General features: G+C 37.5%; 11 protein-coding genes. 2 read left to right on the plus strand and 9 right to left on the minus strand.

Annotation, left to right across the window (positions count from 1 at the left end; translation table 11 throughout):
• Positions 1-29 precede the first annotated feature (29 nt).
• The 3 genes from LQ201_RS10120 to LQ201_RS10130 form a co-directional block, all read right to left on the minus strand.
• Positions 30-1577: a choice-of-anchor I family protein gene (locus tag LQ201_RS10120; protein WP_230142032.1), complete on the minus strand. Its 1548-nt coding sequence runs from the start codon at positions 1575-1577 to the stop codon at positions 30-32.
• A gap of 343 nt (positions 1578-1920) precedes the next feature.
• The gene (gene lpdA, locus LQ201_RS10125) at positions 1921-3327 is read right to left on the minus strand and encodes a dihydrolipoyl dehydrogenase (protein ID WP_230142035.1); all 1407 of its coding nucleotides are present in this window, start codon (positions 3325-3327) and stop codon (positions 1921-1923) included.
• 312 nt (positions 3328-3639) lie between these two features.
• Complete coding sequence (locus LQ201_RS10130) at positions 3640-4038, minus strand: hypothetical protein (protein WP_230142037.1); 399 nt, start codon at positions 4036-4038, stop codon at positions 3640-3642.
• A gap of 146 nt (positions 4039-4184) precedes the next feature.
• Between LQ201_RS10130 and LQ201_RS10135 the strand changes: the two genes are divergently transcribed.
• Both LQ201_RS10135 and LQ201_RS10140 read left to right on the plus strand, forming a co-directional pair.
• The gene (locus LQ201_RS10135) at positions 4185-6200 is read left to right on the plus strand and encodes a sensor histidine kinase (protein WP_230142039.1); all 2016 of its coding nucleotides are present in this window, start codon (positions 4185-4187) and stop codon (positions 6198-6200) included.
• Positions 6193-6825, plus strand: a complete 633-nt coding sequence (locus LQ201_RS10140; RefSeq protein WP_230142042.1) for a response regulator transcription factor — start codon at positions 6193-6195, stop codon at positions 6823-6825. Before LQ201_RS10135 ends, LQ201_RS10140 begins: the two co-directional genes overlap by 8 nt.
• 98 nt (positions 6826-6923) lie before the next feature.
• Here the strand turns inward: LQ201_RS10140 and LQ201_RS10145 are convergent, their stop codons facing one another.
• The 6 genes from LQ201_RS10145 to LQ201_RS10170 all read right to left on the minus strand — a co-directional run bounded on the left by LQ201_RS10145 (position 6924) and on the right by LQ201_RS10170 (position 11512).
• On the minus strand, positions 6924-7280 hold the full coding sequence (locus LQ201_RS10145) for a VOC family protein (protein WP_230142044.1): 357 nt from the start codon (positions 7278-7280) through the stop codon (positions 6924-6926).
• Positions 7281-7342: 62 nt separating this feature from the next.
• Complete coding sequence (locus LQ201_RS10150) at positions 7343-7894, minus strand: Crp/Fnr family transcriptional regulator (RefSeq protein WP_230142047.1); 552 nt, start codon at positions 7892-7894, stop codon at positions 7343-7345.
• Positions 7895-7932: 38 nt separating this feature from the next.
• On the minus strand, positions 7933-8541 hold the full coding sequence (locus LQ201_RS10155) for a DUF2306 domain-containing protein (protein WP_230146635.1): 609 nt from the start codon (positions 8539-8541) through the stop codon (positions 7933-7935).
• A 44-nt stretch (positions 8542-8585) separates the two neighbouring features.
• A complete protein-coding gene (locus LQ201_RS10160; RefSeq protein WP_230142052.1) occupies positions 8586-9251 on the minus strand; it encodes an HAD family phosphatase in 666 nt (221 codons plus the stop codon).
• Between the two features lie 25 nt (positions 9252-9276).
• On the minus strand, positions 9277-10437 hold the full coding sequence (locus LQ201_RS10165) for an esterase-like activity of phytase family protein (RefSeq protein WP_230142055.1): 1161 nt from the start codon (positions 10435-10437) through the stop codon (positions 9277-9279).
• Positions 10438-10675: 238 nt separating this feature from the next.
• The gene (locus LQ201_RS10170; protein WP_230142057.1) at positions 10676-11512 is read right to left on the minus strand and encodes a DUF6515 family protein; all 837 of its coding nucleotides are present in this window, start codon (positions 11510-11512) and stop codon (positions 10676-10678) included.
• Positions 11513-11700: the final 188 nt, after the last annotated feature.

An 11700-nucleotide genomic window follows, 5' to 3' on the forward strand; every position in this document is an offset into this window, starting at 1 on the left:
ACATAATAATTAATAAAGGGATAGAGAGACTATATTTTATCGGGCTGATAGAACCGAACGGTACCATCTCCCTCGTTTGAAACAATCAACAAACTTCTTCCGTTAGGGCTATCTTTTGGCTTAACAAACAGTAAACCTTCAGGGGCATCGCCCGTAGAGAATAGTTGAACAAATTTTGGTGAGGCTGGTATAGTTACATCATAAACAGCAATCATATCTGCACGTTCCATACCAATAAAAGCTAAGGTTTGCCCATTTACCTGTGCAACGGTTACACTTTCAACCTCTACACCTTTATTGTCAGACCGATCATCATCGTATTTACCTGCATCAATTACATGCTGTTCTAAATCTTTACCAATGTTGGCTACCAAAGCTCCAGTATTTGCATTAAGGATGCTCACACTTCTTCCACCTGTTGAGTATAATTCCTGATATACTTTATTAGTACCAACTAAGGTATAACCAACAGTATTTGTTACCGTAAGCCTTCCTAAATTAGCGTCTAACTGTAAGGTTGCAGCGTTCGGGAATTTAGCTGCATCTAATACAAGATCTTTTACGCGCACCTCTTCTTTTGCATCTTTTGGTGTATAATCCTGCCTGGTATCGCCTTCATTGGCCAAGGCCAGATAGGCAGTACCGCCAGCAGTAAAATATGAGATTGCATCTGGCAGGTAAAAAGCCTTGATTGGCCATGTACCTAAAACTTTTTTACTGTCTTTATCGCTTACATCAAAGGCATTATCGGTCAGGCTGATGTCTCTAGTGCCTAAGGGATTGATTTTGGTAATGCTTCCACCAACGATATCTATTTCGGCAACGCCATTGTTCTCCTGTAGAGTAACGTATGCTTTTTTAGAATCAGCGCTTACTGCAATATATTCTGGTTCGATATCTTGTGTAAAACTTGCATTTAAACCATAAATCCTGAAACCACCTGCAAGCAAAGTTGCTTTTTGCGATTCAAAAGCGGCGAAACCTAATGTTTTTACAGCATAGTTGTCTTTGATGTTGATGATCGAAATGGTTCCTTTAGGATCAACGGTATAGGCAAGATTTGGTTCACCTTCGTTAGCCGATAAAATGTAATTTCCATCGGGGCTGAAAGTTACCATATCGGGCATGGCACCAACCGTTATTTTTTTAACCTCTTCTAAAGTTGATGTTTTTAATACCACTACATCACCATTTCCCTGCTTATCTGCACCATCTAAAGCGATTGCTAATAAACCATTACTTACGGCCACGCTATTAATACCAGCGTTATTTGGGTATAATAAGGTTTTTAATTTTGTAACGGTTGGGTATTTACTCATATCAACTACATCAACCTTGGTTCCGCCATCGTTACTCACCACAAATAATTGCTTGGTTAAGGGATCGTAAGCCGAAATTTCTGAAGCAAATTCTCCACCTAAATCAATAGAAGCGGTTTCTTTAAAACTGTCGATTTTTTCAGGAACGATCGCTTCAACAGGGGGATCTACAATCGGATCGTCAGTTGGATCTTTTTTGCAGGCAGTAAATGCCAATGAAGCAATAAGGATTGCACCAAATAGTTTTTTACAGTTCATGGTTTTTTAATATCTGAACCGCAAAAATAGCCGCACATAACGCTAATTTTAGGTGTTGTTTGTTATCATTTCATTAAGAAAATATAAAGACTGAAGGGGAAGAAGTATTTTTCGAAGAGTTGTCAACTTTAATAATCAACTTGTTAGAAAGTTGACAACTCTAAAATTAAAAAAGCCGACAATTTCTTATCGGCTTTAGGTTTTTGCATGAGGGATAGCAGTGTAAATCCTTTTGTTGTTAGCTGAAAGCACAACAAAAGATTGAAACGTATAGCCCGACCCTTGCGCAGCTTGGGACATGCCCAAAATATTAAATTAATTAATCGACAGTAACATCGATCGATTAAATATGTATGGCTCTATTATCAGTTGCGGCAAGTGCTGCTTCTTTTAAGGCTTCTGTATAGGTTGGGTGGGCATGGCAGGTACGTGCAATATCTTCTGCAGATGCACGGAATTCCATTGCAATAACTGCTTCTGCAATCATATCTGCTGCACGTGGGCCAATCATGTGTACACCTAAAACTTCATCAGTAGTGGCATCGGCCAAAACTTTAATGAAACCATCGGTATCCATACTCGCTTTTGCACGTCCGCTGGCTTTGAAAGGGAATGAACCTGCTTTATATTTAACACCTTTTTCCTTTAACTGCTCCTCGGTTAAACCTACAGAAGCAACCTCTGGCCAGGTATAAACTACACCAGGAATTAAGTTATAATTGATATGTGGTTTCTGACCGGCAATTGTTTCGGCAACATAAGTACCTTCATCTTCTGCTTTGTGAGCCAACATGGCGCCGGTAATTACATCGCCAATAGCATAAACACCTTTAACCGAAGTTTCTAAATGTTCGTTAACCGGAATTTTTTTACCTCTTTCTTCAACAGTGATACCGATTTTATCTAAACCTAAACCTTCGCTATAAGCCGTACGACCAACAGCAACGATACAATAATCGGCTTCTAAAGAAATGGATTCGCCCTTAGGGGTATCAGCCGTAACAGTTACCGTTTTACCTTTTGTGGCAGCGCCGGTTACTTTGTGGCCCATGTAAAACTCCATGCCTAAAGTTTTCTTTAACACACGCTGAAGTTCTTTACCCAAACCAGCATCCATAGTACCGATGATAGATGGTAAAAACTCAACAACAGATACTTTTGTACCTAAACGGGCGTATACCGAACCTAACTCTAAACCGATTACACCACCGCCGATTACCACCATCGTTTTTGGCACTTCTTTAATATTTAAAGCTTCGGTTGAAGTTATAATGCGTTTTTTATCGATTGGTAAGAACGGTAAAGCTGTTGGTTTAGAACCCGTAGCAATAATTACGTTTTTAGCAGATAGGGTTTCTGTAGAACCATCGGCTTTAGTTACCAGAATGGTATTTTTATCAACAAAAGAACCTACACCTTCGAAAGAATCGATTTTATTTTTCTTGAACAAATAAGTGATGCCTGCTGTATTTTGGGCAACAACATCGTCTTTACGGGCGATCATTTGTTTCATATCAACCTTTAAATCTTTTAAGTTGATACCGTGGGTAGTGAATGTGTGAGCAGCGTTGTGAAAATGCTCTGAAGAATCTAACAAAGCCTTAGATGGAATACAACCTACATTTAAGCAAGTGCCTCCAAAAGTTTTATATTTTTCAACAACTGCAGTTTTTAAACCTAACTGAGCACAACGGATTGCGCCTACATAACCGCCCGGCCCTGAACCGATAACAACGACATCGTATTGCATAATTTTTTGAGAATTTTGATTAGCCAAATGTAGGGAAAAAAGGCGGAAAGCTGAAAGTCCATCGTGCAATAGAAATCGGTTTCTTAGTCATTGGTTTATAAGTTATTGGCCTATAGCAATAGCTTATGGTTCAATATTGAGGCTCAATAGGATAATTCATAAAAGTTCAAAAGTCCATAGGTTGATGAGCGTATGAAAACATTTTACTTTAAGACTATAAAATGTTTTGATCTAACCCAAACAAACCTAATGGACTAATGAACCCCAAATGCCATTATAAATAAACTAATGACGAGTGAATTAATGAACCAACTACAATCCTAACGATGCTGATGCGCTTAAGATTGCACCGCTAGATGTGCCTTCTCTTTTTAATTCTCCATCAACATAAATCTGCGCTTTTAGCGTAGAATTTGCATTGGCACCTGTCGCACTTGCGGCAATGTTTATAGAAATGGTTCCTGCTGGCACTGTAATTTCCTGACTTGTCCAGGTAGTTCCGCTAAGGCTTGTTGCCGTGGTAATCTGCGAATCGTAGCCGTAAACCACAGTGCTAATGTTGCTACCTGCTGATGCTTCGAGTTTAAAAACCACCTTGTGTGAAGATTTTGACGGCGACTCGCCTTCATCTTTTTTACACGACATTAAACCTGTAAACAACACTAAGGCAAAAAAAGAAAGTACAAATGTTTTAATTTTGATGTTTTTCATAATTAGATTTAAAAAATAGAACTACAAATTAACAAATGAGCACTTTGCCCTGCAATAACCAGATTATACCATTTTTTTCTACCTGATTTCAGGTATATTACTGGTTTAATTTCTGGTTGATAAATAAAGCGTGCATTTTTAGTTTAATGAGAAATTATATCATCTTTCTGGCGTTACTGATTTTCTATTCGCTGAATAGCCTGGCGCAGCTGCAAACGGCCGACCAAAAATATACGGATAGCTTAAATCGCATCTTAAGCAGTGGCTCGCGCGATAGTATTAAAGCGGAGGCGGGTTTTAAACTAACTGATTTCTGGGTAGATCATGATAGTACCAAAGCAGTAATATATTTGAACAGGGCAAGAACCTGGAGCAAAAAGTATCCTTTGCTTGTGGCCAGATCATATTGGTATGAAGCTTTGATCTACCTGGACCGGAATTATACAAAGGCTGAAAAACTACTCATCCACACAGATTCGTTATTGAGCAAGTTTAACACAAAGGGCGTTTATCGGTTAAGGTCGACGGTGTGGCATAACTATGCCTTAATTCAACAGCATAAAGACGATCTTAAAACAACGCTCGATATACTGATTAACCGCGTTTTACCACTTTCTAAAAAAGCTGGAGACAAAGATTTTTTAGGCACCGAATACATCTCAATCGGAACGGTATTTACAAACCTTGGCCAATACGAAAAAGCAACACCATACCTGCAACAAGGCCTAAATGCATTAAAAGACACATCTCCTGATAAATATTATCTGCTGGTTAATGCGTACCTCACAACTGCAGGAAACCATTATCACCTAAAAAATTATAGCCTCACCAAAAAACACCTCGATCTTGCCAAAACCATACTTGATAAATCAAACCATGTGGCTACAGGCTATCCGATGGCAGTATTTTGGCTCGACTATTACAAAAGTACAACGCGTTATTTTATTGACACCAAACAACTTTCGCTTGCACTGGTTGATGCGGATAGGGCCATTAAACTGGCCGAAAAGCTAAATGACAATTATTCTTTGCAGGAAGTAATATTTGAAAAATACAGGATCCTTTTTAAACAGAAAAATATTGTCATGGCTAAAAAAACATTGCTTCAAATTATCAATCAGCCAGAAATAAATACATTAGCAACAAATAAGCTCAAAATGACCGAAGCGCTTGCAGAAGTAAACTATGCCAATGGTGATATAAAAGAGGCTTATAATTGGATAAATAAGAGCAAAGTACTGAGTGACAGCCTAAATGAGAGTAAACTAAAAGCAGATATTAATGCACTGGAAATTAAATATAAAAATGCAGAGAACCAGAAAAAAATAGCCAGTTTAAATACAGAAAAGAAACAAAATGCATTAATTATTAAGAACAATAAAACAACAAATATTCTATTAATCGCGGCATCATTCTTTCTTTTAATCAGTGTTATCCTGTTATACTTTTATTTTAGAGGTTATAAAAAACTTGCAGAGCAAAGAACAATAAATTATAAGCAGAAAGTGGCCGAATTACAACAAAAACAGCAATTGGAAATTAGCAAAGCCATGCTCAATGCCGAAGAAAAAGAAAGAAACAGGGTAGCGCAGGACCTACACGATGGTTTAGGGGGAATGTTATCAGGTTTAAAAATTAATTTATCCAACTGGGCAAAACACAGGGATATGCAATTGCATGATGTAGAACTACAAAGAATCGTTAATCAGCTGGATAATTCAGTTACCGAATTAAGGCACATTGCCCGGAATATGATGCCACAAACGTTATTAAAATTCGGATTGGAAACGGCATTAAAAGACCTGGCAGAATCGGCGATGAGCAAGCATATGCATATCGATTTTCAAGCACTCAATATCTCTAAACATATTGCACTTGAAGAACAGATAATCATTTATAGGGTTGTACAGGAAATACTCACCAATACACTAAAACATGCTCAAGCTTCTGAAGTAGTTTTACAGTGCAGTGAAAATAAAAAACGGTTTTATATCACGGTTGAGGATGATGGAATTGGTTTTGATACCTCAACCTATAAAAAAGGATTAGGAATAGAAAACATTAAAAATAGGATAGCCTATCTTAAAGGCACTTTCGAAATCGATTCGCACCCTGGCAATGGTACAACTATAAATATCGAAATTCCAATCAGTTATGAGTAACGTCATTAAATTAGCTGTTGTTGATGACCATCCGATCGTCATACAAGGAATCGTTTCCTTAATCAACAACCTCGAAAATATGCATGTAGTGGGCAGTTTCCAGTCAGGCAGCGCATTAATTTCCTTTTTAAATAACCACGAAATAGATATTGTACTGCTTGATATTATGTTACCTGATGGTAATGGAATTGAACTATGCGCACAGGTTAAAAAATTATCGCCCAAAACGGTCGTGATTGCCATTAGCAACCATACCGAAAGAAGCATAATTATGCAGATTTTGCAAAATGGGGCGAGTGGTTACATTTTAAAAAATGCCTCAGTAGAGGAATTAAAAAACGGCATTGAAACTGCACTTAGAGGAGAATTGGCCTTTAGCAGAGAAGTTATAGAAATTATTGCCAAGCCTTCAGTAAATGATTTAAAACGGCGGCCAAAATTTACCAAGCGCGAAAAACAGATCCTTCAGTTAATTGCACAGGGAAAAACGACCGCAGGCATAGCCGATGAACTTTTTCTAAGTCCGCTAACAGTAGAAACGCACCGCCGTAATATGATGCAGAAACTAGATGTTAAAAATTCTATCGAATTGATCAATATCGCTACCGAACAGTTGCTAATTTAATTTGGAACTGGAGTTTGGGGCTTGGAGTAGATTACGCTGTTAACAATCAACGCTTAACAATGAGCCATAAAAATTGACCAATGAATTAATGCCCCTTCTTAAACCCCCTGTCCGAAGGTAAGTAAATTATTATCCGGATCAAGCATCGCGAATTCTTTCTGCCCCCATGGTTTTGTTTGTAAGCTTCCATTGGGATGAATGCCTTGTTTAGTTTCGAGCATAGATTTGTACAGCCCATCAATATCGTTTGTACGGATATAAACCTGGCCGTAGTTTTCTTTCGGATCTAGTGTTTCGAACAGAAAAAAGTGAATCTGAACCTGGTCTTTTTGTACCATCAGGTAATCTTTAAAATCGGCACTTCCAATGTCTTTAAAGCCTAATTTATTTACATAAAAATCTCTGGTGATTGCTTTATCACGCATGGGAAGTTTTGGATTAATATCTGTTAGCATATTTTTTTATTTCAAAAATCGGTATTTTTCCGAAAAGCTGCGCTTGATCCAGATCAGGAAATTCATTGATTTGCCCTTACCCTACTCAATGTTTCAGGGGCAATTTTAAGGTATGAAGCAATCATTTTGACCGGAAAAACCTGTACAATGAGCGGTTTGGCATTTTTAATATAATTATATTTTTCAACTGGGTTTAACGAACGATCAAATAAATATGTCCTGTTATTGGGCTGGTCAAAAATTCTACCTAGGCTTAAAAAGGACTGTGATTTGGCAATTAACTGATGTAAATTAGTTAAACTAAGCTCCAGCACTTCAGATTTCTCAAAGGCCTTGATCGTTGTATCGGAAGGTTTTTGCGCTATCAGACTTGAATGATTGTACATCCACTCTTTTGGTAAATGCAGATCAATAATTGTTTCCGCGGTATCGTTAGAATGAAATTGAAAAAAAGATCCCGATAAAATGAAATAAACAGATTGACAAATTTCGCCAAGATGCAAGAGCACGTCGTTTTTACGGAACGACTTTCTGACACTATATTCTTCAAAAAGAAGCAGGTCGTGAGATGAAAAAGATCCGACACTAGCTAAAATTTCCTGGGCTGACATCATAAACTAAATTATTGCAGAGGATGGAGCGTCAAAATAACTTATTGATTAGCGGTTCTTCTGGTGATTAAATAGGCAACAATCAGATTAGGAATCCAGCATAACCAGGCAACAACCAGGTAGGCTTTTGAAAAATCGCCATAAACCATTGTCAAAAGTGGTAGCCAAATCCTCAATGTCACAGCAGCAAAACAAGCTGCATAACTATAAACCATCATTTTTTGATGTTTTTCAATTTCTGCGCTTTTGATGTGTAAATAAGCCTTTAAAGTAGTGTAAAGCCAAACGATGCCTAAACAAATAAATCCAGCTGAAGAAACCCATCCTCCTGTTGCAAAAAAGCCAATATAAATACCCGCTAGTGCGCTAAGCAGTACAGCGACCACATAAACTTTACCCAGTTTTCGGTGAAGTGCCATACGCCTATTTCTCATTTTCGGACTAAATTGTGTCCAACCGATAAATAAAGCGATTCCTCCGAAAATGATATGCATATAAAAACCAATGTTCCAGAAAGTATTGGTCAACAAGTCAACCGACTTTGAATTTAACAACCCAAATTTCCTATCCATCAAAAAGTAAATCGCTGGGTAGAGTCCAATCAGCAATGCGAAGGTTGCAAATAAAATCCATAATCCTTTTTTTACCATACAACGTTCTATTGCTTTATACTAAGCTAGTTAATTTTCAAGAACTAAATCAATTCCTTTTGCAGCATAAACTCTTTGGCATTCGCAAAGCTGAGGAACAATTCGTCAGCTATTTTTAGTTTTTGATGTGCCCGTACATTGCTCTGAATGGCGTAACAGGTTATGCCCGCAGCCAGAGCAGATTTAACCCCATTTAAAGTATCTTCAAAAACAAGGCACTCATCTTTTTCAAAACCCAATCGCGCTACACAAAGATTATAACTTTCGGGATCAGGCTTAGATTTACTTACATCTGTTCTGGTAATAAATAAACTGAAATACTTAGCCAGACCATTACGCTCAAAAACGGCTTCAACATCAATTTTCGGACTAGCCGTAACCACAGCCAGGGTAAGTCCTTTTTCGTAGGCAAACTTGATAAATTCTAATGCAAAGGGCATTAACTGAATATCTGTTGTTCTAAAACCATCAAAAGTTATCTTTTCTCTTCTGTTAATGAAGCCTTCTAACTCTTCTTCAATTTTATACCTGTCTATTATAGTCTTTGCATTTTTGGGCAAGGGTATTCCAGCGTAATTTGTTAACCAATCCTTAAAATCCAGCGCAACTTCGTATTCACACAAAAACTTATTCCAACAATCGAAATGAAACTTCTCAGAATCAATTAATGTACCATCTAAATCGAATAGTATTGCTTTTATTTTACTCATTATAAATTTTTAACAGGAATGATGATTATGGAATGATCTCAAATAAGAAAAATTGCTGTGCCTGAGATTTACCGAAATTATTATCAACACAAAAAATTAATGATTGGTGTCCATTTGGTAATTTTGGTCCAAATGTTACACCTTCAAAATTATCGATGTGTCGCTTTAAGGAATCAAAATCAAAAAGCAATTTTTTGGTTAATGGCCGAGGAGGATTTTGCACAAAAGAGTTATTTTCGATTTCATTTTCAGCACTCCGTAAATCAACCAGGTAAAGTTTTAAAAAGGTATGATCATCGTGGCCTTTTGCCCAGGCTCTTTCCATTACCAAAAGCGTATGATTATTAATGGCTAGTATTTCAGAAATTCCATTTACATTCCAATCGTTTTCAACGGTAGGTTTAACCGGCATTGCACCCAGATTATAAGCATATTGGGTAATATTCTTTTTAGTAGCTACATCAAATTTTAAAATCCGCGTTAAGGCTTTATCATATTCAAAAGCAGCCTGAGGTCCATCCTGATAAAGTGGTTCTTCTAAACTGGCATACAATGTTTTGTACTGATCGGCATAAGTTAAACCTTCAAATAAAGCATTTTTGCGAGGCCCACTTTCGGTCTTTGTAAAATGAAAGCCTTTAGGCATTGGAATGGTGTCCAGAAACTTTCCATCTGTAGAAATAAAGGTTAAGCTCGGCTGAACTATCGTCGTATCCCCATCTTTAAACAACCTTTCTCCCTCACTGCTCCAAATCCATTGTTGGGTTAAGGGGTTATAACGAACCGATTCGCCATCAGGTTTTACCCTTTTATCAGTTCCGTATTTAGGGTATGGTTTTCCGTTTTCCTGTAAGATATAAGTAACACCAGTTACCCGAACGGTATCGATCTTATTTTCTTTGATATCAATCTTTGCGGTATAAATCCTCGCCGGACTATGTTGTGATGGATCATCACTGATCATGTAATACTGGTTTTGCTTTACATCGTAATCAATCCCCGACAAACCACCAACAACTGTATTTTGGAAAATTGGATTTAAGGGCATAATGTATTCATCCAAAAACTTTACAGACGAAATACTGGTTTCATTTTGCTTAACCGCAGCATACTTAGTTGTAGAACAAGATGAGAGCACAATGGCAAGAACCGAATAAACAAAGAAGAACTGCGATACAGGTTTCAAATCGAAATGTTTAGGCCGTAAAAATATGGATTTTTTGCTGCAAAAAGTCTATCTTAAGAGATTGAGAATATTAAGAAAGCTACTTTTTCCGGTGGTGTCAGATGTTATCATCTGACACTATCCATTTAATTTCTTTCGGATATAAAACAAAAACAGTCGGATGGTAACATCCAACTGCACATTTACTGGAATTATAAGTGGTGTCAGATGTTACCATCTGACACTGATAAAACTCAGATTAAAATAACTTACCAATTACACGGTAAGTAATATTTGTTCCATCTACTATTTCTTCATAATAAACATCATCAGGCGAAACAAAATACTTTTCGTTTTTAATGGTTACTTCTCTGCATCCTTCTGGTAGTTGATTAATTATATCGCCTATATTATGCGTATCAACCGGACCATCCGTTGTGTTTAAAATACCGTCTTTTCCAGCAACCACATATACAGTTTTACCATCAGCATTTTCTTTTTGGGTATAATAAACGCCTTTGTATTCGTAATAATCAACACCATTAATGGTAACCAGATTAGCATCCGATGGTAAATTCGGCACCTCAGCACCAACTGGTGGGGTTACCACTTCGTATTGACTGTTGTTTTGTTGATAGAACAATCCGCCAGAATAATAGAACTGGTTGGCGCCATAATAAAACGGATAATAGCCATAAGGCAATACGCCAATCCTAAAACCTAAAAATGGCCTGTAAAAATTGTAATAGCTATAATACGGTCTGTAATAAGGCCTTCCATAACCCGGGCGATAACCATAACCTGGCCTACCATATGCTGAACCTGGGCGATAACCTGGTCTGTTATAACTGTAATTAGGTCTTGGTGGACGACCGCCATTACTCGGTGCATAACTACCTCTACTTGGCGCATGCATAGATGGTTGTCTGGAAATAGAACCACCGCCTCTTGATGGGCTTATCGAAGCAGATCTACCACCTCCGGAAGAACCTCCACTCCTACTTGGCCGCTGTGCAGAAACGCTCTCAATACTTAAGGTTGCAATCATCGCTGCTGCAGCGAAAACAACCAATCCTTTATTTAATAACCTGTTCATTATTTTGTGTTTATGTAGATTATGTATATGACGGTGAAAACTCCTAAAAGATTATCCCTTAACACTATTTAACTAAATTTTGATAAAGTGATGACGAAGGGAAGATTTTAATGGCAAAATACATCACAAATATTCCATTTTACATGATTCCATCTTTGCTAACAAACCTTTTACGGGCTATTTTTTCT

Source organism: Pedobacter sp. Bi126 (genome assembly GCF_918698245.1).
In the GTDB taxonomy this organism is placed as follows: domain Bacteria; phylum Bacteroidota; class Bacteroidia; order Sphingobacteriales; family Sphingobacteriaceae; genus Pedobacter.